Here is a 23,677-nt window from a genome sequence, read left to right as displayed (position 1 = left end):
TGCTTCTTCACGGAAAGGGCTACTTCAGCCGTGGCACGATCACGCTGTACTTCGCCAGCAGCGCCTCGTTCGCCTGGTCGCCGCCTTCCACATTGGAGCTGCGCCACAGCGGGACGTCGAGGCCCTCGGCGGTGCCGCGGTCGTAGACCTGCGCGAGCACCAGGTTCCACAGGAACGCGTTGACCACAGTGGACAGCGGCGCGGTGCGCGGGGCGTCCGGCGGGTAGCTCGCGTCACCCGGGATCACCAGCGAGTCCAGCACCACGGTGCCCTGCTCGACCAGTGTGCTCGACGACCGCCGCGGCGCCGCCGCCACACACGCCCGCGACGTGATCGCGATGACCGCCGCCCCGCGCTTGCGCGCCTCGATGCACAGCTCGACCGGGTACGGGTTCGACCCGGACGTCGAGAACACCACCAGCACGTCGTCCGGCCCCGGCGCGCGCTCGGCCAGCACCTCGGCGGCCAGGCCGCTGCGTCGCTCGGTCTTCGTGCTGCTCACCGCGCCGTGCAGCGGGAGCAGGTCCGGGTGGTACAGCGGGTACACGCAGGCCAGCCCGCCGGCCCGGTAGAACGTCTCGGCGACGGCCGCCAGCGAGTGCCCGGCCCCGGCGGTATAGACCAGTGCGTCGGCCCGGATCACCCCCAGCACCAGATCCGCCGCTTCGCGCACTGCCTCGGCGTTGGCCTGCTCGACGTCGGCCAGCTGTTTCGCGACGCTGACCGAGATGTCCGTGGCGCTCACCACACCCACCCTTCCGTAGGGGATCGGGCGCCGAATCTACCGCGAAGATGGTGGTACGCGGTGGAATAGCCGGACGGCCGATCGGGGTTTATCCGAACGTCGGCAACAGGGTCCTCAGGCAGCGGGAGGCGTGGGTGGGCGAAGCGGAACCGGCGGTGTCCGTGTGGCCGGCACGCGGGCGGACCGAAGCGGTCGTGCTCGTACTGCACGGCGGCACGGAACACAGCACGGGCGGCGTGCCGCCCTGGAAGCTGGCCTACCTGCGGATGGTCCCGATCGCGCGTGCCCTGCACCGGGCCGGGCGCAAGGCCGGCGTCGAGGTGCGGCTGCTGCGCAACCGGCGCTACGGCTGGAACGCCCCCGCGCTGGACCCGGTCCAGGACGCCCGCTGGGCCCTCGAACGCATCCACGCCGACCACCCCGGGGTGCCGGTCGTGCTGGTCGGCCACTCGATGGGCGGCCGGGTGGCGCTGCGCGTCGCCGACGACCCGGCCGTGCGCGGGATCTGCGCCCTCGCGCCGTGGACCCCGCGGGGTGAGCCGGTCGAGGCCGTGGCCGGGCGTTCGTTGCTCGTGGTGCACGGCACCCGCGACCGGATGACCAGCCCGGTGGAGTCGCACGCCTTCGCCGAACGGGCCGAGCGCATCGCCGCCCGGGTCGCCCGGTTCGAGATCGCCAACGAAGGCCACGCGATGCTGCGGCGGTCGTCCGTGTGGACCCGGCTGACGATTGCTTTCACGCTGGAAGCAATCGCCGGGGGTGCCGCTGACGAACTCCGTGAGGCGTGGGCCGCTCCGGGGCCCGAGCGGCTGCGAATACCCGTGTGAGAGCGCCCCGAACAGGGCATATTGCGAAGCGCGCCGTGGGGTGCGGCGATTAGGATCACCGGCGAATCTGGCCGGCCGGAGGGAGAACCGTGACCACCTCGAGTGTTGACCGGGCGTCGGCCCAGGACGTCCCCGACGAGTCCCGGTGGCCGGGCCTGGCCACCCCGCCGCACTCCGCGCTGCGGGCGCGGATCGCGGCCTCGCTCTTCCGTCGCGCGGTCCGCCCGCTCGACGTGCGGGTGATGTTCCCGGACGGCACCGTGCTCGGCGCCGGCGGCCCGGAATCGCCCGAAATGCGTATTTTGCGGCCGGACGCCTTTTTCCACCGCCTCGGAGTCGACGCCAAGATCGGCTTCGGCGAGTCCTACATGGCCGGTGACTGGACCGCGTCCGACCTGGCCGAGGTGCTGACGCCGTTCGCCGAGCGGATGGCCACCCTGGTGCCGCCGGTGCTGCAGAAGTTCCGGAAGATCGCCGAGCGCACGCAGCCGCCGCAGGAGGAGAACTCCCTCGAGGGCGCGCGGGCCAACATCCACCGGCACTACGACCTGTCCAACGACCTGTTCGGCGCCTTCCTCGACGAGTCGATGATGTACTCCTCGGCCCTGTTCGGCCCGGCCGACGACCTCACCGCCGCCCAGCACCGCAAGATCGACAGCGTGCTGGACTACGCCGGGGTCCGCGCGGGCAGCGAAGTCCTCGAAATCGGTACCGGATGGGGTGAACTCGCGATCCGCGCCGCCGCGCGCGGCGCCGTCGTCACCTCGCTCACCATTTCGGAGGAACAGCGCGCGCTGGCCACCGAGCGCATCGCCAAGGCCGGGTTCTCCGACCGCGTCGAGGTGAAGCTGTGCGACTACCGCGAGTCGAGCGGGCAGTACGACGCCGTGGTCAGCGTCGAGATGATCGAGGCCGTCGGCGCGTCCTACTGGCCGGCGTTCTACACGACCATCGGCGAGCGGCTGCGCCCCGGCGGGCGGTTCGGCCTGCAGGCCATCACGATGGACCACGACCGGATGATGGCGGCGTCCCGCGCCTACACCTGGATCCACAAGTACATCTTCCCCGGCGGCATCATCCCGTCGGTCCGCTCGATCGAGGACGGCCTGGTCGCGAACACCCGGCTCAAGCTGGCCGGGATGCGCGAGTTCGGCCAGGACTACGCGCACACGTTACGGTTGTGGCGCGAACGGTTCCTGCACCGCTGGACCGACATCGCCGGGTTCGGGTTCGACGACGTCTTCCGCCGGATGTGGGAGTTCTACCTGGCCTATTCCGAGGCCGGGTTCCGCTCGGGCTACCTCAAGGTCCACCAGTTCGGCTACGAGGTGACCGACAAGTAACCCGCGGCGGCAACCCCGACCCGGTACCGCACGTCCTCCTTTCGAGGACGTGCGGTTGACTGACGACGACAGGTTTGTCCGAATCGGGATTGGGTGATGGGTGATGACGTACCGTGGCGACGACGGCGGACGCCGGATGCCCCCGCCCCGGCCGCCAGCCGGGCGCCCCCGGGACCACCAGCGCGCGCAGATGATGCCGCTGCCCGGGCGCGGCCAGAGCCCGTACGACGAGCGCACCCGCCCGATGGGCCACCGTGAGCAGGACTACGTGCCGCCGCAGCCGCCGCCGCGGCAGCCCCCGCCGCGCCAGGACGAGGACTACCCGCCGTCCCGGCCGCCGCGCCGGCGCCGCCGGTGGGGCTTCGGCCGGATCCTGATGACCCTGCTGCTGGTCTTCGTGGTGTTCCTCACCGGCGTCTGGGTCTACCTGGAGTTCTCCATCAAGCGTGTCGACGCGCTGGCCGACTACTCCGGCCGCCCGGTCGCCGAATCCGGCACCAACTGGCTGATCGTCGGCTCCGACAGCCGTGAAGGCCTCACCGCGGAGGACGAGGAGCGCCTGGCCACCGGTGACGTCGCCGCGGCGGGTGGTGGGCAGCGCACCGACACGATCATGGTCGCGCACATCCCCGACAACAGCACCAAGCCGACGCTGCTGTCGCTGCCGCGCGACTCGCAGGTGAAGATCCCCGGCCACGGCACCAACAAGATCAACGCGGCGTTCTCGCTCGGCGGGCCGTCGCTGCTGGCGCAGACCGTCGAAGGCGCCACCGGGCTGCACATCGACCACTACGCGGAGATCGGCTTCGGCGGGTTCGCCAAGATCGTCGACGCGATCGGCGGGGTCGACATGTGCGTCGACAAGGACATGAACGACACCTTCACCAACATCAGCATCAAGGCGGGCTGCCAGTCCCTCGACGGCCGGTCGGCGCTGGGCTTCGTCCGGATGCGGCACAGTGAAGCGACCCCGCGCTCGGACCTCGACCGCGTCGCCAACCAGCGCAAGTTCATCGGCGCGCTGGTCAGCCAGATCGCCAGCCCCGGCACGGTGCTCAACCCGTTCCACTTCTTCCCGCTGCTGTCCTCGGCGCCGGACGCGCTGACCATGGACTCGGGTGACCACGTGCACAACCTGGTCGGCCTGGCGATCGCGATGCGCGGCATTTCTTCCGGCGGCGTCGTGACGACGACGGTCCCGATCACCAGCGCGTCGGCGGAGAACTGGGACAAGAACAAGTCGAAGCAGCTGTTCGACGCGCTGAAGAACGACACGGAGATCCCGGACAGCGTCATCGTCAATTAATGGCGTGCGGGGCGGGGTCCGGCCGGGGCACCATGAGGTGCATGGAAACCCCGGCTGAGACCTTCACCCACGACGAGTTCTTGCTGACCCGCTGGACCTTTGCGGACGGTGCGCCGCTGCGCGCGGTGATCGAGGCGTCCGGGGCGCACCTGGCCGACTGGGTGTTCTGGGCGACCGGCGGGTACTCGGACGAAGACGCGGCGACGTTCCTGCGGCTCACCAACAAAAACTGGGAGACGGGCCGGGCGTACGACTACGCGATCCGCGTCGACGGCTCGATCGCGGGCGGCATCGGCGTGATGACCCGCGACGGCGGTGTCGAGATCGGCTACTGGCTCGGCCACGCCAGCACCGGCCGCGGCCTGGTGAGCCGCGCGGTTTCCCTGCTGGCGGCGGACGCGTTCCGCCGCGGCGCCGGCTACGTCGAAATCAAGCACGACGAGCTGAACACCCGCAGCGGCGCGATCCCGGCCCGGCTGGGTTTCACGATGGTGCGCAAGGAAACCGCGGACGAGGACCGCGCGCCGGCGTGCACCGGCGTCAACCACGTGTGGCGGCTGACGGCGTCCTAGGCGACCTTGTTCCGCTCCCGAAGGACCTTCAGCGCCTGGTCGGCGTGGACCGTGAAGTTCAGCTCGCTCTTGATCTTCTCGAGCACCTTCCGGTCCTCGCCGATCACGAAGGTGGCGCGCTTCGCGTGCAGGGGCAGGAGCTTGCGCCAGACGCCGAACTGCTTGGCGACCTCACCCTCCACATCGGACAGCAGCGGGTAGTCGAAGTTGTTGGCCTCGGAGAACTGGCGCTGCTTGGTGACACCGTCCGGGCTGATCCCGATGCGGTGCGCGCCGACCTCGGCGAACTCCGCGGCGAGGTCGCGGAAGTGGCAGCTCTCCGCCGTGCAGCCGCCGGTCATCGCGGCGGGGTAGAAGAACAGCACCACCGGTCCGGTGGCCAGGAAGTCCGAGAGCGTGCGCTCGCGGCCCTGGTCGTCGGGCAGCGTGAAATCGGGGGCGAGGTCTCCGGCGTCCATGGACGTCCCTTCTCGTCGGCGGCAGAACCCATCTTGCCGGGTCTTCGGAGCCGTCGCGCCGCCGGCTTGGTCCCGGCTTGCCCAGAGAGCTGAGCCGTCGCCACCGGCCCGGGCCCCGCGCCTACTCGTCGGGGTGGCCCGCGATCAGCTCGTCGACCTCGTCGCCGGTGGCCGAGGCGCTCACGAACGGGCCTCGCGCCGCCAGTACGCCCAGCTGACGCAGCCGGGCGGCCTGCTCGTGCGTGCGGACGCCCTCCGCGCCGACGCGCAGCTTCAGCTCGCGGGCCCGGGTGATCAGCTGGGTCAGGTGCCGCAGGTCGGTCTCGGCCGGCTCGTCGGTGTCCAGTGCGTCGACCACCGGGCCCGACAGGATCACGTGCCGGACCGGCAGCCCGTGCAGCGGGATGAGCTCCAGGTCCGCCGACCCCGAGATCGTCAGGACCAGCTGCGTGCCCAGGTCGGCGAGCACCGTGAACGACTCCAGGACTTCGCCGGACGGGTCGAGCACCGAATCGCGGTCCGTGCACAGGCGCAGCGCCCTGGGCGGCAGCTCGTGCCTGTCCAGCTGCTCCTTGACCAGCAGCACCAGGTCCGGGTCGATGGCCAGCCGCGCGGGCAGCCGGACGCAGACGTCCGGGGCGGCGTCACCGAAACGCTCCCGCCAGCGGGCGGTCGCGGCCAGGGACTCGGCGAGCAGCCAGCGGCCCAGCGGCACCGTCATGCCGGTGGTCTGGGCCAGCGGGTAGAACTCGTCGGAGTCGAGCTCGCCCTTGTCCGGGTGGTTCCACCGCAGGCCGGCGTTGACCGCGGCGAGCTCGTCGGTGTGCGCGAGCTTCACCGTCGGCTGGTAGACGAGCGAGAACTCGCCGTTCTCCAGCGCGCCGGCGATCACCGCGCCCAGCTGGTACCGGCCGCGGTCGCGGGCGTCCAGCTCCGGGTCGAACAGCATCCACTGCGCCTTGCCGGCCTCCTTGGCCCGGTGCAGCGCGATCTCCGCGGCCCGCAGCAGCTCGGCGGCCCCGCCTTCGACGGCGGCCCGCACCACGATGCCCGCGCTCGCGCTGACGCCGATGCCGTGCCCGCCGAGGTAGATCGGCTCGTTGAGGTCCTCCAGGGCCCGTTCGACGAGCTCGACGACCTCGGTGGCGCTGAGCTCGCCCCGCAGCAGGATCGCGAAGCCGTCGCCGGACAGCCGCGCGACGAACCCGTCGTGGTGGCCGGTGAACACGGCCGTCAGCTTGCTCGCGATCCCCCGCAGCACCTGGTCGCCGACGCCGGCGCCGAGCCCGTCGTTGATCACCTTGAAGCCGTCGACGTCGAGGTAGATCAGCGCGATGTCGTCCCGCGCGCCGGCGCCGAGCGCGGCTTCGAGCTTCGTCGTGAACGACGACGCGTTCGGCAGCCCGGTCAGCGGGTCGTGCACGTTCTGGTGCAGCAGCCGTTCCTGCAGCAGGTGCAGCTCGTTCGCGTCGGAGACCATCAGCACCGGGTAGATCGAGCCCGGCCGGTCGCCGGGCAGCCGGGCGAGGGTGACGTCGGTCCAGAGCTGCCCGTCCTCGGTGTGGTCGAGCAGCATCCGCTCCTGGTACCGCTCCCGCCCGGAACGCACCTGCTCGAGCCCGGCCTTGAGCCGCGAGACGTCGTGGTCGGTCGAGCCGAAGTCCGTGAGGTGCCGGCCCCGCAGCTCGTCCGGCGAGCAGCCGAGCAACTGGCCCAGCGCGAGGTTGGCCTCGACGACTTCGCCGTCCGGGTCGGCCAGCGCGATCCCCATCGGCGACGCCGCGTAGAGCGCGGTGAACCGGTGCAGCGCGCCGTCCTGCCCGGGCACGACGTGGCCGACCGCGTCGTGCGCGATCTCCAGGAGGAGCGGTTCGAGCTCCTCCGGGGGAAGTGTTACTCCTTTGGTGTCGGCCAGGGTCGCCGCCCACCTGCGCGCCACGTCCAGCAATCCCGGCGCGGCACCGAGCTCAGGCACACTCCACCTCTTCACGCACAGGTCAGCCCAGTTCAGACACGGTGTCGGGGATCATGAAGCCACACTAGGCACCCCTCAGCCGCGAACGATGCCACGCCATCATGCGCGTAACGGGGTGTCTACCGGCTGAACGAGTGAACGAATCTCCACATGCGGTAACTTTTTGTCACACCGTGTATGCAGTGGTGGACGGCACCCGGGTCAGCGAGGGGTCAACCGCACCGGGAGACCGTCGGCGGGCACCGGCAAGGACACGTAATCCCACTTCGCCGTGTAACTCTCCGGAACCGACCAGCGGTAGGCGCGCAGCATTTCGTGCATCAGCAACTTCACCTCGAGCCCGCCGAAGTGGAGCCCGATGCACTTGTGCGCGCCGCCGCCGAACGGCATCCACGCCATCCGGTGCGACTTGTCCTCCCGGCGCGGCTCGGCGAAGCGCTCGGGGTCGAATGCGAAGGGGTTCGTCCAGCACTCGGGCGAGAAGTGGTTCACCGTCGGCGAGACGCCGCACAGGGTGCCGGCGGGGATGTAGTGGCCCAGGACCTCGGTGTCCTTGACGGTCTGGCGGGTCAGCGACGGCACCGGCGCCACGAGCCGCAGCGCCTCCTTCATCACGAGGTCGAGCGTCTCGAGCCGGTCGACGGCGTCGATGTCGAGCACGTCGTCACCCAGTGCGAGCGACTCCTCGCGCGCCCGCTCCTGCCACTCCGGGTGCTTGGCGAGGTAGTAGGCCATCGCGCTGCTGGTGATGGTCGTCGTGTCGTGCGCGGCCATCATCAGGAAGATCATGTGGTTGACGATGTCGGTGTCGGAGAACCGGTCGCCGTCTTCGGTGGTGGCGTGGCAGAGCGCGGAGAACAGGTCGTCGCCGTCGGACTTCCGCTTGGCGGGCAGGGTTTCGCCGAAGTAGCGCTCCAGGACCTTCCGCCCGTGCAGTCCGGCCGACCAGCGCCCGCCGGGCACCGGGACGCGCACGAGCGCGGTGCCGGCCCGCACGGAGCTGACGAACGCGCGGTTGATCCGGTGCGCGTCGGCGCCGCTGCGCATGCCCATGAACACGCGCGTGGCGACGTCGAGGGTCAGCTGCTTGAGCGACCAGTACAGCCGCGGGCGCTCACTCGTGCCCCAGGCCGCAACGCCTTCGCGCAGGGCCGGGCCCATCTCGTTGACGTAGCCGATGAGCCGCTGCCGGGTGAAGGCCTCCTGCATGATCCGGCGGTGCAGGTGGTGTTCGCCGAAGTCCATCAGCATCAGGCCGCGCTCGAAGAACTTCTCGATGAAGAACTTCCAGCCCTCCTGCGAGAACGCCTTGTCCTTGTTGACGAGCGCGATCTGCGTCGCCTCCGGCCCGGACAGCGCGACGATCCGCCGGCCGAAGCCGCCGGTCCACGACACGGGCCCGTAGAGCTCGTAGCGGCGCAGGCCGAACGCGGGGCCGAAGCGCATCATCTCGAGCATGTGCCCGACCACCGGCGGGCCTTCGTCACCCAGCACGGGCTTGAGGCCACTGCCCGCGGGCGGCGTCGCCAGCTCCTTGACCGGCCAGCGTGACTGCAGCCAGCGCTGGTCGACACCGCGGGGGAGGGGGAGCGAGGTCAGCGGTGGCACGCGTTCGCGCAGGGTTTCGGCGGCCCGGCCCACAGTGCTCGTCAAGGTGACCATCTCCCCGTCGAGATCGGTTACCCCTCCTACGATGCACCCTTGTTGACGACCTGACAACACCTCGGCTGCCCTCTTTTCGGGTGGTCCGTGAAGGACTCCTTACCGGCTCGAGATGCCGGTAAGGAGTCCTTCACGGCTTTAGCCCAGCTCGGAACGCACCTCCCGGGCCGCCGCGACCAGGTTCCGCAGCGCCGGTTCGACCTCCGCGTAACCCCGCGTCTTCAGGCCGCAGTCCGGGTTGACCCACACCCGCGAAGCCGGCACCGCGCCGACCGCCGTCCGCAGCAGCCCGGCCACTTCGGCCGGGGAAGGCACGCGCGGCGAATGGATGTCGTACACCCCGGGCCCGACACCGCGGCCGAAGCCGCCGGCGTTGAGGTCGGTGAGCACCTCCATCTTCGAGCGGGCCGCCTCGATGCTGGTGACGTCGGCGTCGAGCGCGTCGATCGCCGGCAGCACCTCGCCGAACTCCGAGTAGCACATGTGCGTGTGGATCTGCGTCGTGTCGGCGATCCCGGACGTCGCCAGCCGGAACGACGACACCGCCCAGCCGAAGTACGCCTCGTGGGCACGAGCCCGCAGCGGCAGCAGCTCCCGCAGCGCCGGCTCGTCGACCTGGACGATCCGGATGCCGGCCGCCTCCAGGTCGTGCACCTCGTCGCGGATCGCCAGGGCCACCTGCTGCGCGGTGTCGCCGAGGGGCTGGTCGTCGCGGACGAACGACCAAGCGAGGATCGTCACCGGCCCGGTGAGCATCCCCTTGACCGGCTTGGCCGTCAGGCTCTGGGCGTACCGCGCCCACGCCACGGTCATCGGCGCCGGCCGCGAGACGTCGCCGTAGAGGATCGGCGGACGGACGCAGCGGGAGCCGTACGACTGCACCCAGCCGTGCGCGGTCGCGGCGAACCCGCTCAGCTGCTCGGCGAAGTACTGCACCATGTCGTTGCGCTCCGGCTCGCCGTGCACCAGCACGTCGAGGCCGAGGTCCTCCTGCAGCCGGACGACCCGCTCGACCTCGGCCCGCATCGCGTCGTCGTAACCCTTGTCGTCGAGCGTCCCGGCGCGGTGCGCGGCCCGCGCGCGACGGACGTCCAGGGTCTGCGGGAACGAGCCGATCGTCGTGGTCGGCAGCGGTGGGAGATCGAGCGCGGCCTGCTGCGCCGCCGCCCGCTGCGCGTACGGCGCCCGCGAGACGTGCTCCAGCGCCGCCAGCCGGGCCCGGACCTGGTCGTCGGCGAGCTCGGCCGCGGCGGCCCGGTCCGCGACGGCGGCGCGTGCGGCCGTCAGGTCGGCGGGCTTACCACGCAGCGCCCGGCCGAGCAGGACAACCTCGTCGACCTTCTGCCGCGCGAAGGCCAGCCAGCTCTTCAGTCGCGGGTGCAGGTCCTCCCGAGAGACGTCGTAGGGCACGTGCAGCAGCGAGCACGACGTCGAGACGCTGACGGACTTCGCGACGCCGAGCAGGGTCGCGGCCCGGCTCAGCGCGCGCTGCGGGTCGGTCCGCCAGACGTTGCGCCCGTCGACCACCCCGGCCAGCACCTCCTTGTCCCGCAACGCCGGCTCGGCCGCGACGGCGTCCACAAAGGACGCATCGGTGACCAGGTCGACGGCCAGCGCGTCGATCGGGGAGCGCGCCAGCACCCCGAGCCCGCGGCCCAGCCCGCCGAAGTACCCGGCGACCAGCAGCTTCGGCCGGGCCGTCGCCTTGCCGAGCCAGTGGTACGCGCGGATCAGCGCGTTCAGCTCGGCCTCGGTGCGGTCGGCGGCGAACGCGGGCTCGTCGAGCTGCACCCACTCGACACCTTCGTCGTGCAGCCGAGCCAGCAGATCGGCGTAGCGGGGGAGCAGGGTGTCGAGCAGGTCCAACGGACGGAACCCGTCGACACCCTTGCTCAGCAGCAGGAACGTCACCGGCCCGACGAGCACCGGCCGCGTCTCGATGCCGAGCGCGCGGGCCTCCCGGTACTCGTCGAGGGGCTTGGTCCCGGCGAGCGTGAACTCGGTGTCCGGGCCCAGTTCCGGGACGAGGTAGTGGTAGTTGGTGTCGAACCACTTCGTCATCTCGAGCGCCGGCGCGTCCTGGACGCCTCGCGCCGCGGCGAAGTACGTGTCGAGCGGCGAAAGACCCGGCCGTGCGGGCAGCGCGCCGAACAGCTCGGCCGTATCGAGCACGTGGTCGTAGTGCGAGAACGTGTTGGACGGAATGGAATCCAGGCCGGCTTCCCGCAGGTCGAGCCAGGTCCGCTGACGCAGTTCCCGGCCGACGGCCAGCAGCGCGGCCTCGTCGATCTTGCCCGCCCAGTAGCGTTCCAGGGCGCGCTTGAGCTCCCGGTCCGGGCCGATCCGGGGGTAGCCGAGCACAGTGGTGCCGATGGTCACAGCTCTCTCCTCGCGAGCTAGTCCGAAGAGTCCGGACGCGCGCGAAGGCGAGCGTTTCGGTCGTGCCCATCCCGCGAGGCCCGGACTCGCGCACGCCGTCGGCGCACGCACCACGGGCAGGTCTTCGGACTCGTGGGCGCACTGCGCACTCCTACCGGCCGTCGCTTCCCAAGCTGTGTCGCTCAGTGCTTCTTGACGGCTTTCGTTCCCACTCACCGCTGCGGGGCAGTCCCGGATTCGCACCGGGTTCCCTCTTGCCTCCCCGGAGCGAACCCCGGGGAACCTGTGGCGAGCCCGAGTCTAGGTCACTTGTCCAGGTTGACGGTGAAGAAATCGGTGAGCTTGCCGACAGCCTGGTCGATGTACTCGCGCTTGTCGTAGAGGTCCACGTGGCTCGCGCCCTTGATCCAGTGGATCTCCGCGGGGCCGGTGGCGCGCCGGTGGGCTTCCAGGCCCATCCAGGCGGTGACGGCGCGCTCGCCGAGGATCTGCAGGATCGGGCGCGGGCCGATCAGCGGGACGGCGTGGAAGACGTCGCTGGAGGCCATCTTGTCGACGCTGTCCCAGGTGAGGAACTTCGCCGAGCGCTCGTGGTACCCGCGGGCGCCGCAGTAGTACTCCCAGCCCTCGATGCCGTGCTCACCACCGAGGGCGCCGGCCTGTTCGGCGGTCTCGGGGAACATGGTCAGCACCCCGGGGTCTTCGCCGCGCGCGGCGGTCGTGCGGGCCTGCGCGGCCGCGTCGAGCAGGCCCTGGAAGACGGACGGGTCCTGGGTGCCGTCGGCGCCGTAGCGGAACTGGCGGGCGGGTTCGGCGGTGCACACGGTCGCGACGGCCTTGACCCGGTGGTCACCACCGGTGGCGGCGAGCGAGTAGCCACCGGAGGCGCAGATGCCCAGCAGCCCGATCCGGCCGGTGTCGACCTCGGGCCGGGTCGTGAGGAAGGAGACGGCGGCCTTGAAGTCTTCGATGCGTTGAGCCGGATCCTCCAGGCCGCGCGGCAGCCCGCCGGACTCGCCCTGGTAGGCGGCGTCGAAGGCGAGGGTCACGAAGCCCTGCTCGGCCAGCAGCCGCGCGTAGGTCCCGGAGGTCTGTTCTTTGACCCCGGTCCCGGGGTGACCGACGACGAGGGCCCGGCCGTCGGCATTGTCGGGAACGTAGAGGTGCGCGGCGATGTCGAGGCCGGCGCTGGTGAAGGTGACGGTGGTGGTCATGGCTCCACCATCGACCGGCGAGGTGACCGGCAAAAGCCGCGGGTTCCTGCCTGGGAAGGATTCTTCCCAGGCAGGAACCCGGAGGGGAGATCAGTCCCAGTCGAGCGCGCCGCCCGACTGGTACTCGATGACGCGGGTCTCGAAGAAGTTCTTCTCCTTCTTCAGGTCCATCGCCTCGGACATCCACGGGAACGGGTTCTCGGTCTCGCCGAAGATCGGCTGGAGGCCGATCTGCTGCGCGCGCCGGTCGGTGATGAAGTGCATGTACTGCTCGCACAGCTGCGCCGACAGGCCGAGCATGCCGCGCGGCATCGTGTCGCGTGCGTACGCGACCTCCAGCTCGCACGCGTCCTTCAGCATCCCGCGCACCTCGGCCTGGAACTCCTCGGTCCACAGGTGCGGGTTCTCGATCTTGATCTGGTTGATGCAGTCGATGCCGAAGTTCAGGTGGATCGACTCGTCGCGCAGGATGTACTGGTACTGCTCGGCGATGCCGACCATCTTGTTCCGGCGGCCCAGCGACAGGATCTGCGCGAAGCCGGTGTAGAACCACATGCCTTCGAAGATCACGTAGAACGCGACGAGGTCACGCAGGAACGCCGTGTCGGCCTCCGGCGTCCCGGTCTCGAAGTCCGGGTCCTCCAGGTGCTGCGTGTACTTCAGCGCCCACGCGTCCTTGTCCGAAATGGACGGGACCTCGCGGTACATGTTGAACAGCTCGCCCTCGACCAGGCCGAGGCTCTCGCAGATGTACTGGAAGGTGTGCGTGTGCACGGCCTCCTCGAACGCCTGGCGCAGCAGGTACTGGCGGCACTCGGGGTTGGTGATCTGCCGGTACACCGCGAGCACGATGTTGTTGGCCACCAAGGACTCCGCGGTCGCGAAGAAGCCCAGGTTGCGCTTGAGCATCTGCCGCTCGTCCTCGGTGAGGCCGTCCTTCGACTTCCACAGCGCGATGTCGGCCTGCATGGCGACCTCGGTCGGCATCCAGTGGTTGTTGCAGCCGGCGAGGTACTTCTCCCACGCCCAGGTGTACTTCATCGGCAGCAGCTGGTTGACGTCGGCGCGCGCGTTGATCATGCGCTTGTCGTCGACGTTGATCCGGGCGGCCCCGACCTCGATCTCGCCGAGGCCGGTGGCGTCGGTCGTCTCCACGTTGGTCATGTTCCAGGGTTCCTTACTGGCAGGCTTCGCAGTCGGGGTCGTCGATGCGGCAGGCGGCGCCTTCGGTGGCGACGAAGTCGACGTCGGTCTTCGGCAGTTCCTTGGACTCCGGCTTCGGAGCCGGGGTCACCGGCACGGCCGGAACCGCGGCGGCGGGCGCCGGCGCGGGGGCCGGAGCCGCCGCCGGAGCTGCGGGAGCCGGGGTGGCCGAGACGGCGTTCAGCTTGCCGTCGGTGCCGCGCAGGGTGCTCTTCTCCACGTGCGTCGCGGACCGCGCCCGCAGGTAGTACGTGGTCTTGAGGCCCTTGTGCCACGCGTAGCGGTACAGCTCGTCGAGCTTGCGGCCGCTCGGCGCCGCGATGTACAGGTTCAGCGACTGCGCCTGGTCGATCCACTTCTGGCGCACCGAACCGGCGTCGACGATCCACTTCGACTCGATCTCGAACGCGGTCGCGTACAGCGCCTTCAGGTCGTCCGGCACCCGGTCGATCTGGCCGAGGCTGCCGTCGAAGTACTTGAGGTCGCTGACCATGACCTCGTCCCACAGCCCGCGCGCCTTGAGCGAGCGGACCAGGTGCGGGTTGACCACGGTGAAGTCGCCGGACATGTTCGACTTGACGAACAGGTTCTGGAACAGCGGCTCGATCGACTGGCCGACCCCCGAGATGTTGGAGATCGTCGCGGTCGGCGCGATCGCCATCACGTTGGAGTTGCGCATGCCGACGGTCTTGACGCGCTCACGCAACGGCGCCCAGTCGAGCGTCGTGGAGGTGTCGACGTCGAGGCCGTCACCCTGGCGGGCGTCGATGAGCAGCTGCAGCGAGTCGATCGGCAGGATGCCCTTGCTCCAGAGCGATCCCTCGAACGACTGGTACTGCCCGCGCTCCTCGGCGAGGTCGGTCGACGCCGAGATCGCGTAGTAGGAGAGGTGCTCCATGGAGACGTCCGCGAACTTCACGGCTTCGTCGGAAGCGAACGGGACGCCGATCTCGAACAGCGCGTCCTGGAAGCCCATGATGCCCAGGCCCACCGGGCGGTGGCGCAGGTTGGAGCGGCGCGCCTCCGGGATCGTGTAGAAGTTGATGTCGATCACGTTGTCCAGCATGCGGACGGCCGTGCGCACGGTCTTCTCGAGGCGCTGGGTGTCCAGGCCCTCGGGGGTGACGTGCTTGAGCAGGTTCACCGAGCCGAGGTTGCAGACCGCGACCTCTTCGCTGTTGGTGTTCAGCGTGATCTCGGTGCACAGGTTGGACGAGTGCACCACGCCGACGTGCTGCTGCGGCGAGCGCAGGTTGCACGGGTCCTTGAAGGTGATCCACGGGTGGCCGGTCTCGAACAGCATGGTCAGCATGCGGCGCCACAGCTCCACCGCGCGGATCCGGCGGAACACCTTGATCTCGCCGCGGTCGGCGGCGGCCTCGTACTCGCGGTAGCGCTCGGCGAACGCGTTGCCGTAGAGGTCGTGCAGGTCGGGCGTCTCGTTCGGCGAGAACAGCGTCCACTGCGCGTCGGCCTCGACACGGCGCAGGAACTCGTCCGGCACCCAGTTCGCGGTGTTCATGTCGTGTGTGCGCCGGCGGTCGTCACCGGTGTTCTTGCGCAGGTCGAGGAACTCCTCGATGTCCACGTGCCAGGTCTCGAGGTACGCGCAGGCCGCGCCCTTGCGCTTGCCGCCCTGGTTGACCGCGACGGCGGTGTCGTTGGCGATCTTGAGGAACGGCACGACACCCTGCGACTGGCCGTTGGTGCCCTTGATGTGCGCGCCGAGGCCGCGGACCGGGGTCCAGTCGTTGCCGAGGCCGCCCGAGTACTTGGCCAGCAGCGCGTTGTTCTTGTACGCCTGGAAGATCGAGTCCAGGTCGTCGTCCACCGTGGTCAGGAAGCAGGACGACAGCTGCGCGCGGGTGGTGCCCGAGTTGAACAGCGTCGGGGTGGACGCCATGAAGTGGAACGTCGAGAGCAGCTCGTAGAACTCGATGGCGCGGGCTTCGCGGTCGTCTTCCCGGATCGCCAGGCCCATCGCGACGCGCATGAAGAAGGCCTGCGGCAGCTCGAAGCGGGTGCCGTTGTGGTGCTGGAAGTACCGGTCGTACAGCGTCTGCAGGCCGAGGAAGCCGAAGTCGAGGTCACGCTTGGCCTCGATGGCCGCGGTGATCTTGTCGAGGTCGAACGACAGCAGCTCGCCGTCGACCAGCTCCAGCTCGACCGCGCGGCGCAGGTAGGCGCGGAAGTACGCGGGGTACTCGACGGCCATCTCGTCCTGGCTGGCCAGGCGCGGCTTCTTCGCCAGGTAGCTCAGGGCCTCGCCGCGCAGCTTGTCCAGCAGCAGGCGGGCGGAGACGTAGGAGTAGTTCGGCTCCTGCTCGACCAGCACGCGGGCGGCCATGATCTGGGCCAGGGCCAGCTCGTCGGCGCTGATGCCATCGTAGAGGTTGCGCTTGGCCTCGGCCAGCACCGGCTCGGCGGTGACGTCCTCGAGCCCGGCGACGGCCTCGCCCACGACGTGGGAAACGCGGGCCCAGTCGAGCGGGCGCAGCACGCCGTCGACACCCTTGACGTTCAGCGCGACCTCGGTGGTGGCCGGCTTGACGGCCTCGCGGGCCTTCATGCGCTCGTCGCGGTAAAGGACGTAGGCGCGGGCGACCTTGTGGTGCTCGCCGCGCATCAGCGCGAGCTCGACGATGTCCTGGATCTGCTCGATGTGCAGGGCCGTCTCGGGCCCGGCGTGACGCAGCAGGGTGGTCTCCACCTGCTGGGTCAGCTCGGCGACGACGTGGTGCACGCGGGAGGACGCGGCGGCGTCGCCGCCCTCGACCGCGAGGAACGCCTTCGTCAGCGCGACCGAGATCTTCCCGGCGTCGAACGGCGACACGCTGCCGTCCCGCCGGATGACCCGGATCGCGGTGGGGGTGTCGGCGGCGGCGGGCGGCCGCTGACCGGTTTCGACTGACATGCGTGTCTCCACTGTGCTCTCGGAAAATGGGCGCGTCGGATCGCCACACGGCCGCACAAGGCCGTGTGCTGCAGGTTCTTCAAAGCTGCCCGGCAGTTCTCTGCAGCGGTCTCCCCGTCGCTGGGCCCTGCCGGTCACCAGAGACTACATGTAGGGGTGATCGACCGCACGGGCCCCAAGGGGTGGCGTGTCGCGGGCTCACCCTGCCGGGTTACGTGATCACCCAGAGGTGCTGCTCAGGCCGCGGGACCGGGCGCTGAGGGGGTAGGTTTCCGGGCCTCGTGGCTGCGCTCAGGCGCCGAAGCGCAGCTGGGAGGCGGGCAGCTCGAGGCTCGTCACCGGCCGCCGTCCGCTGAGGTAGCCGAGCGGGCCCGCCGGGTTGAAGCTCCAGTCCGCCGCCGCGGCCCGCGGGCTGATCTTCGCCGAAACCGGCGTCCGCAGGAGCGTGCCGTCGAGCAACTGCGCAACCTCGAAGACGGTCGGCACGCGCAGCGGAAGCCCGCCACGACGGCGGAACGCGGCCGTGGCGATCCAGTCGTCCGCCGTGGCCGCCGTCGCCGTGAACGTGCGGTCGCCGGTGAAGTCGAGTGTCGCCAGGTCCTTCGGGATGCCCCACAGCTCGCGGCCGCCCGCCAGGGAGACCTCGCTGTCGACCCAGATCTCGCTGATCGAGCACGACACCCGGCGGCCCTTGACCGCCGTCGCGGCCAGCAGCTCGTGGTAGGCCAGCTGCCCCGGCGGGGTGTAGTCGATCCACGCCGTGAACACCGATGCGTGCCCCGCGACGAGCAGCGGCTCGGCCGGCAGCTCGGGCAGGTCGGCTGCCGGGACGCGCCAGACCGACACGCGGGCGTCCGCGACGAGGTTCCAGGGCTGCGGCGGGTAGATGCTCATTTCTCCAGCCAGGGCAGGTAGTCGGGCAGGTCCTTGTCCACCCGCAGGCCCCACGACGGCGGCCGCTTCTGCAGGAACGACATGACCCCTTCGACGGCGTCCGGGTTGGCGCCCAGGCCGCCGATCAGCTTCGAGTCGAGTTCGTGCACCGGGAACGGCGAATCGGCGCTCGCCATCCGGTAGAGCAGCTGGCGGGTGACCGCGACGGAGACCGGCGCGGTGTTCTTGATGATCTCGCCGGCCAGCTTGTAGGCCTCGTCGAGCACGGTTCCGGTGGGGAAGACCTGGTGCACCAGGCCCTTTTCCAATGCCTCCGCCGCGGGGAAGACGCGGCCGCTGATCATCCAGTCCAGCGCGGTGCCCATCCCGACGAGCCGCGGGAGGAACCACGCCGACGCGCCTTCGGGGTAGATGCCGCGGCGGGTGAAGACGAAGCCGAACCGGGAGTCCTCCGAGGCGAGCCGGTAGTCGCAGGGGAGGGTGATGGTGCTGCCGGCGCCGACCGCCGCGCCGTGCAGGGCCGCGATCACCGGCTTGTTCATCGTGAAGATCCGCTTCGAGCACCGGCCGGCGGGCTCCTGCCAGGCCGCGTCCGGCCCGGTCTCCGGGTCGAAGTCGAAGCCGCCCTGCGACAGGTCGGCGCCGACGCAGAAGTCCTTGCCCGCGCCGGTCAGCACCACCACGCGGACGTCCTCGTCACGATCGGCGCGGTCCATCGCCGCGCCGAGCTCGTCGGCCATCCGGATCGTGTAGCCGTTGCGCGCCTCGGGGCGGTTCAGCGTCACCGTGGCGATCCGGTCCGCGACGGCGTAGGTGGTCTCGGCCATGCCGACGAAACTATTGCAGTCCGGCACTACTGGCAAGATGTCAATAGTGCGTCCGCAGCGTCCGGGCCAAAACAATCAGGCGTGCTTGATTTTTCTGCCGGCCGGTGCCACCCTGGGCGGCAGGACGCAAGGAGGCGGCGATGGCGGACCTCGGCGTGATCCTCGGGGATCTCGACGCGGAGACACGGACGATCGACGACGTGGTGGCGAACCTGCCCGCGTCCGACTGGGTGCGCGCGACGCCCGCCGAGGGGTGGACCATCGCGCACCAGATCGCCCATCTGGCCTGGACCGATGAAAAGGCCCTGATCGCGGCGGCCCATCCGGAGGACTGGCAGGCCGAGGTCGAAGAGCTGCTCAAGGGCGGCGAGCACTACGTCGACGACGGTGCCGCCGAAGGTGCCGAGCAGCCGCCTCGCGAGCTGCTCGAACGCTGGCGGACCGGGCGGGCACGGCTGGCCGAGGCCCTCGCCGCGGTGCCGGACGGGCAGAAGCTGCCCTGGTACGGGCCGCCGATGAGCGCGGCGTCGATGGTGACCGCGCGGCTGATGGAGACCTGGGCGCACGGCCAGGACGTCTTCGACGCGCTCGGGCTGACCCGCGAACCGACGGCGAGGCTCTGGCACATCGCGCGCTTCGGCACGCGCACCCGCGACTTCGCCTACAAGGTCAACTCGCTCGCTCCGCCGGCCGAAGAGTTCCGCGTGGAGCTGGCCGCGCCGGACGGCACCACCTGGGCGTTCGGGCCCGAGGACGCGGAGCAGAAGCTCACCGGCAGCGCCGTCGGCTTCTGCCTGGTCGTCACCCAGCGGCGGCACCCGGCCGACACCGACCTGGTCGCGCACGGCGTCGACGTCGAGGAGTGGCTGACCGTCGCGCAGGCGTTCGCCGGGCCTCCCGGGGAAGGCCGGAAACCGGGGCAGTTCGCATGACCTACCGCATCGGCAACGCGTCCGGGTTCTACGGCGACCGCTTCTCCGCCGTCCGCGAGATGCTCACCGGCGGGCCGCTCGACGTCCTGACCGGCGACTACCTCGCCGAGCTGACCATGCTCATCCTCGGCCGCGACCGGATGAAGGACCCGAACCGGGGTTACGCCAAGACGTTCCTGCGCCAGATGGAGGAGAACCTCGAGCTGGCGCGCGAGAACAACGTCAAGATCGTCGCCAACGCCGGTGGGCTCAACCCGGCGGGGCTCGCGGACGCGCTGCGCGAACTGGCCGACAAGCTCGGCCTCGACGTCAAGATCGCGCACGTCGAGGGCGACGACCTGGTCGCCCGCGCCGACGAGCTGGATTTCGGGAAACCGTTGACGGCCAACGCTTATCTCGGCGCGTGGGGCATCGCGGAGTGCCTGAACGCGGGCGCCGACGTGGTGGTCACCGGGCGGGTCACCGACGCGTCCGTGATCGTCGGCCCGGCCGCCGCGCACTACGGCTGGGCGCGCGACGACTACGACGCCCTCGCCGGCGCGGTTGCGGCCGGGCACGTCATCGAGTGCGGCGCCCAGGCCACCGGCGGCAACTACGCCTTCTTCACCGAGCATTCCCTGGGCGTGCCGGGTTTCCCGATCGCCGAGATCGAGGCCGACGGCTCCAGCGTCATCACCAAGCACCCGGGCACCGGGGGAGTGGTCAACGCCGGCACGGTCACCGCGCAGCTGCTGTACGAAATCACCGGCGCGCGCTACGCCGGGCCGGACGTCACGACCCGGTTCGACACGCTGTCCCTCAGCGAAGAAGGGCCCGACCGCGTCCGCATCTCCGGAGTCCGCGGTGAAGCCCCGCCGCCGACGCTGAAGGTTGCGCTGAACACCTTGGGCGGCTTCCGCAACGAGACGACGTTCGTCCTCACCGGACTCGACATCGAGGCGAAAGCCGCGCTGGTGCGTGAACAACTCGAAGGCGCGCTCAAGGCCCGGCCGCCCGCCGACGTCCGCTGGACGCTGGCCCGGACGGACCACACCGACGCCGACACCGAGCAGACCGCGAGCGCGTTGCTGCACGTCGCCGTCAAGGACGCCGACCCCAAGGTGGCGGGCCGCGCGTTCACCGGCGCCGCGGTCGAACTCGCGCTGGCCAGCTACCCCGGCTTCCACGTCACCGCGCCGCCCTCGGACGCCTCGCCCTACGGCGTCTACACCGCGGCCTATGTGGACGCCGGCCAGGTGCCGCACGTCGCCGTGCTGCCGGACGGCATGCGAGTCGACATAGCGCCAGCCACGTCCACCCTGGAGCTGTCCGATGTGGACGAGCCCGCGCTGCCCGAGCCGCTCGACCACGGGCCGGTGCGGCGGGCGCCGCTCGGTCGTGTCATCGGCGCGCGCAGTGGTGACAAGGGCGGCAACGCCAACCTCGGTGTCTGGGTGCGGTCGGACCAGGCGTGGCGGTGGCTCGCCCACCGGTTGACCGTCGCCGAGTTCAAGCTGCTGCTGCCCGAGACCGCCGACCTGCCGGTGACGCGCTCCCTGCTCCCGAACCTGCGGGCGCTGAACTTCGTCGTCGAAGGCATCCTCGGTCAGGGTGTCGCCTCGCAGGCCCGGTTCGACCCGCAGGCCAAGGCCTTCGGCGAGTGGTTGCGGTCCCGCGAAATCGACATCCCCGAGGTGCTCCTGTGACCGATCCCTTCCGGACGCCCGAGCGGGCCGAGCTGCGCAAGACCGTGCGCCGGTTCGTCGAGCAGGAGGTCCTGCCGCACCTCGACGACTGGGAACGCGCCGGGGAACTGCCGCGCGACCTGCACCGCAAGGCCGGGGACCTGGGCCTGCTCGGTGTCGCGTTCCCCGAGGAGATCGGCGGGGGTGACGGCAACTACCTCGACGCGCTCGTCGTCGCCGAGGAGATGCACTACGCGGGCGGGTCCGGCGGGCTGTTCGCGTCGCTGTTCACCTGCGGCATCGCCGTCCCGCACATCGCCGAGGCCGCCGACCCGGTCCAGATCGAGCGGTGGGTGCGTCCGACCCTCGCCGGGGACAAGATCGGTTCGCTGGCCGTCACCGAGCCGGACGGCGGTTCGGACGTCGCCGGGATCCGGACGACGGCGGTGCGCGAGGGTGACGAATACGTCATCAACGGCGCGAAGACCTACATCACCTCCGGCTGCCGCGCGGACTTCGTGACGACGGTCGTGCGCACCGGCGGCGACGGTGCACACGGACTTTCGCTGATCGTCGTCGAACGCGGGACGCCCGGGTTCACCGTCTCCCGCAAGCTGGAGAAGATGGGCTGGCTCTGCTCCGACACCGCCGAACTGTCCTACGTGGACGTCCGGGTGCCGGTCGAGAACCTCGTCGGCGCCGAGAACAGCGGGTTCGCGCAGGTGGCCACCCAGTTCGTCACCGAACGGCTTTCGCTGGCGGTGCAGGCGTACTCCCACGCCCAGCGCGCGCTCGACCTGACGCTGGACTGGTGCCGGCTGCGCGAGACGTTCGGCCGTCCGCTCATCTCACGGCAGGTCGTGCAGCACAAGCTGACCGAGATGGCGCGCAAGACCGACGTCGCGCGCACCTACGCCCGGCAGGCCGCGATCCGGCACGTGTCGGGTGAGGAGGTCATCGCCGAGGCGTGTTTTGCCAAGAACACCGCCGTCGAGGCCGCCGAATGGGTGGTCAACGAGGCCGTCCAGCTGCACGGCGGACTCGGCTACATGCGCGAGGCCGAAGTGGAGCGGCACTACCGCGACGTCCGGATCCTCGGCATCGGCGGCGGCACCAACGAGATCCTCACCGGCCTGGCCGCGAAGCGATTGGGATACACCTCATGACCGCTCTGAGGTCCACAGTGGACACGCGGGCCGCCGAGTTCGGCGCCAACCGCGAGGCGATGCTGGAGAAGCTCGCCGAGATCAACGCCGAGCAGGCCAAGGCCGTGGCCGGCGGAGGTGAGAAGTACGTCGAGCGGCACCGCAAGCGCGGCAAGCTCCTGGCCCGCGAACGGATCGAGCTGCTGCTCGACGAGGACTCGCCGTTCCTGGAGCTCTCGCCGCTGGCCGCCTGGGGCACCGACTACCGCGTCGGCGCGAGCCTGGTGACCGGGATCGGGGTCGTCGAAGGCGTCGAGTGCCTGATCTCGGCGAGCGACCCGACGGTCAAGGGTGGCGCCAGCAACCCGTGGACCACCAAGAAGAGCTTCCGGGCCGCCGACATCGCCGCGCAGAACCGGCTGCCGTCGATCAACCTCGTCGAGTCGGGCGGCGCGGACCTGCCGACGCAGAAGGAGATCTTCATCCCGGGTGGCCGGATCTTCCGGGACATCACGCGGGCCTCGGCCGCGGGCTGCCCGACGGTCGCGCTGGTCTTCGGCAACTCCACCGCCGGCGGGGCGTACCTGCCCGGCATGTCGGACTACGTCGTGATGGTCAAGGAACGCGCGAAGGTGTTCCTCGGCGGGCCGCCGCTGGTCAAGATGGCGACCGGTGAGGAGTCCGACGACGAGTCGCTCGGCGGCGCCGAGATGCACGCCCGCACCTCGGGCTTGGCCGACTACCTGGCCGTCGACGAGCAGGACGCGATCCGGTTGGGCCGCAACATCATCAAGCGGCTCAACTGGACCAAACAGGGCCCAACGCCCAAGCCGGACTACGCCGAGCCGCTCTACGACACCGAGGACCTGCTCGGCATCGTGCCGACCGACCTCAAAGTGCCGTTCGACCCGCGCGAGGTGATCGCCCGGGTTGTCGACGGCTCCGACTTCGACGAGTTCAAGCCGCTCTACGGCTCTTCGCTCGTGACCGGCTGGGCGAGCATCCACGGCTACCCGGTCGGCGTGCTCGCCAACGCCCAGGGTGTGCTGTTCGGCGAGGAGTCGCAGAAGGCCGCGCAGTTCATCCAGCTGGCCAACCAGATCCACACCCCACTGGTCTTCCTGCACAACACGACCGGGTACATGGTCGGCAAGGAGTACGAGCAGAGCGGCATCATCAAGCACGGCGCGATGATGATCAACGCCGTGTCGAACTCCAAGGTGCCGCACCTGTCCGTCCTCATGGGAGCGTCCTACGGCGCCGGACACTACGGGATGTGCGGCCGCGCCTACGACCCCCGCTTCCTGTTCGCCTGGCCGAGCGCGAAGTCCGCGGTGATGGGCCCGGCTCAGCTGGCCGGCGTGCTGTCGATCGTGGCCCGCGCGGCCGCCGAAAGCCGCGGCCAGGAGTACAACGAGGACAACGACAAGGCCATGCGCGCCATGGTGGAAGGCCAGATCGAAGCCGAGTCGATGCCGATGTTCCTCTCCGGCATGCTCTACGACGACGGCATCATCGACCCGCGCGACACCCGCACCGTGCTGGGGCTGAGCCTGTCCGCGATCCACAATGGACCAGTGAAGGGCGCCGAGGGCTTCGGCGTCTTCCGGATGTGAG

The 23,677-nt window shown here is 70.2% G+C and carries 18 protein-coding genes and 1 riboswitch; of the genes, 8 read left to right on the top strand and 10 right to left on the bottom strand.

The window, feature by feature from the left end; all coding sequences use genetic code 11:
- Positions 1-19: 19 nt before the first annotated feature.
- Positions 20-748 (bottom strand): SIS domain-containing protein, encoded by a 729-nt coding sequence (locus tag ACIA5G_RS15910; RefSeq protein WP_395923649.1) that lies wholly within the window; start codon positions 746-748, stop codon positions 20-22.
- A gap of 131 nt (positions 749-879) precedes the next feature.
- Between ACIA5G_RS15910 and ACIA5G_RS15905 the strand changes: the two genes are divergently transcribed.
- The 4 genes from ACIA5G_RS15905 (at position 880) to ACIA5G_RS15890 (ending at position 4,793) form a co-directional block, all read left to right on the top strand.
- Complete coding sequence (locus ACIA5G_RS15905) at positions 880-1,572, top strand: alpha/beta hydrolase (RefSeq protein WP_395923648.1); 693 nt, start codon at positions 880-882, stop codon at positions 1,570-1,572.
- Between the two features lie 89 nt (positions 1,573-1,661).
- Positions 1,662-2,915, top strand: coding sequence for a class I SAM-dependent methyltransferase (locus ACIA5G_RS15900; protein ID WP_395923647.1), 1,254 nt, complete (start codon positions 1,662-1,664; stop codon positions 2,913-2,915).
- Between the two features lie 103 nt (positions 2,916-3,018).
- Positions 3,019-4,221: an LCP family protein gene (locus ACIA5G_RS15895; RefSeq protein ID WP_395923646.1), complete on the top strand. Its 1,203-nt coding sequence runs from the start codon at positions 3,019-3,021 to the stop codon at positions 4,219-4,221.
- Positions 4,221-4,793, top strand: a complete 573-nt coding sequence (locus ACIA5G_RS15890; RefSeq protein WP_395923645.1) for a GNAT family N-acetyltransferase — start codon at positions 4,221-4,223, stop codon at positions 4,791-4,793. Before ACIA5G_RS15895 ends, ACIA5G_RS15890 begins: the two co-directional genes overlap by 1 nt.
- Here the strand turns inward: ACIA5G_RS15890 and ACIA5G_RS15885 are convergent.
- The 9 genes from ACIA5G_RS15885 to ACIA5G_RS15845 form a co-directional block, all read right to left on the bottom strand.
- Positions 4,790-5,251, bottom strand: a complete 462-nt coding sequence (locus tag ACIA5G_RS15885) for a peroxiredoxin (RefSeq protein ID WP_395923644.1) — start codon at positions 5,249-5,251, stop codon at positions 4,790-4,792. The genes ACIA5G_RS15890 and ACIA5G_RS15885 overlap by 4 nt on opposite strands.
- Positions 5,252-5,372: 121 nt before the next feature.
- Positions 5,373-7,190, bottom strand: a complete 1,818-nt coding sequence (locus ACIA5G_RS15880) for a putative bifunctional diguanylate cyclase/phosphodiesterase (RefSeq protein WP_395924899.1) — start codon at positions 7,188-7,190, stop codon at positions 5,373-5,375.
- 237 nt (positions 7,191-7,427) lie between these two features.
- Positions 7,428-8,888: a cytochrome P450 gene (locus ACIA5G_RS15875; RefSeq protein WP_395923643.1), complete on the bottom strand. Its 1,461-nt coding sequence runs from the start codon at positions 8,886-8,888 to the stop codon at positions 7,428-7,430.
- A gap of 138 nt (positions 8,889-9,026) precedes the next feature.
- On the bottom strand, positions 9,027-11,267 hold the full coding sequence (gene metE / locus ACIA5G_RS15870) for a 5-methyltetrahydropteroyltriglutamate--homocysteine S-methyltransferase (protein WP_395923642.1): 2,241 nt from the start codon (positions 11,265-11,267) through the stop codon (positions 9,027-9,029).
- Between the two features lie 97 nt (positions 11,268-11,364).
- A riboswitch (cobalamin riboswitch) is annotated at positions 11,365-11,569 on the bottom strand.
- A 3-nt stretch (positions 11,570-11,572) separates the two neighbouring features.
- Positions 11,573-12,481 carry an alpha/beta hydrolase gene (locus tag ACIA5G_RS15865; RefSeq protein ID WP_395923641.1) on the bottom strand — a complete coding sequence of 303 codons (909 nt, stop codon included), beginning with the start codon at positions 12,479-12,481 and terminating at the stop codon, positions 11,573-11,575.
- Positions 12,482-12,571: 90 nt separating this feature from the next.
- The gene (locus ACIA5G_RS15860) at positions 12,572-13,645 is read right to left on the bottom strand and encodes a ribonucleotide-diphosphate reductase subunit beta (protein WP_395923640.1); all 1,074 of its coding nucleotides are present in this window, start codon (positions 13,643-13,645) and stop codon (positions 12,572-12,574) included.
- 13 nt (positions 13,646-13,658) lie between these two features.
- Complete coding sequence (locus tag ACIA5G_RS15855) at positions 13,659-16,598, bottom strand: ribonucleoside-diphosphate reductase subunit alpha (RefSeq protein WP_395923639.1); 2,940 nt, start codon at positions 16,596-16,598, stop codon at positions 13,659-13,661.
- Between the two features lie 291 nt (positions 16,599-16,889).
- Entirely contained in the window at positions 16,890-17,492 is a 603-nt protein-coding gene (locus ACIA5G_RS15850; protein ID WP_395923638.1) for an acetoacetate decarboxylase family protein, read from the bottom strand.
- Positions 17,489-18,319 (bottom strand): enoyl-CoA hydratase-related protein, encoded by an 831-nt coding sequence (locus ACIA5G_RS15845; RefSeq protein ID WP_395923637.1) that lies wholly within the window; start codon positions 18,317-18,319, stop codon positions 17,489-17,491. The genes ACIA5G_RS15850 and ACIA5G_RS15845 overlap by 4 nt, the downstream gene beginning before the upstream one ends.
- A 140-nt stretch (positions 18,320-18,459) precedes the next feature.
- Here ACIA5G_RS15845 and ACIA5G_RS15840 point away from each other — a divergent pair, with 140 nt between their 5' ends.
- The 4 genes from ACIA5G_RS15840 to ACIA5G_RS15825 are packed head-to-tail and all read left to right on the top strand — an operon-like array spanning position 18,460 to position 23,676.
- Positions 18,460-19,251, top strand: a complete 792-nt coding sequence (locus ACIA5G_RS15840) for a TIGR03084 family metal-binding protein (RefSeq protein WP_395923636.1) — start codon at positions 18,460-18,462, stop codon at positions 19,249-19,251.
- Positions 19,248-20,936, top strand: a complete 1,689-nt coding sequence (locus ACIA5G_RS15835) for an acyclic terpene utilization AtuA family protein (protein ID WP_395923635.1) — start codon at positions 19,248-19,250, stop codon at positions 20,934-20,936. The genes ACIA5G_RS15840 and ACIA5G_RS15835 overlap by 4 nt, the downstream gene beginning before the upstream one ends.
- On the top strand, positions 20,933-22,081 hold the full coding sequence (locus tag ACIA5G_RS15830) for an acyl-CoA dehydrogenase family protein (protein WP_395923634.1): 1,149 nt from the start codon (positions 20,933-20,935) through the stop codon (positions 22,079-22,081). The genes ACIA5G_RS15835 and ACIA5G_RS15830 overlap by 4 nt, the downstream gene beginning before the upstream one ends.
- Positions 22,078-23,676, top strand: a complete 1,599-nt coding sequence (locus ACIA5G_RS15825) for an acyl-CoA carboxylase subunit beta (RefSeq protein WP_395923633.1) — start codon at positions 22,078-22,080, stop codon at positions 23,674-23,676. The genes ACIA5G_RS15830 and ACIA5G_RS15825 overlap by 4 nt, the downstream gene beginning before the upstream one ends.
- Position 23,677 lies beyond the last annotated feature (1 nt).

Origin of the sequence: Amycolatopsis sp. NPDC051758, assembly GCF_044453095.1 — a bacterium.
GTDB lineage: Bacteria > Actinomycetota > Actinomycetes > Mycobacteriales > Pseudonocardiaceae > Amycolatopsis.
Note: the sequence above shows the minus strand (reverse complement) of the source record. Positions and strands in the feature narration are given on the sequence as shown.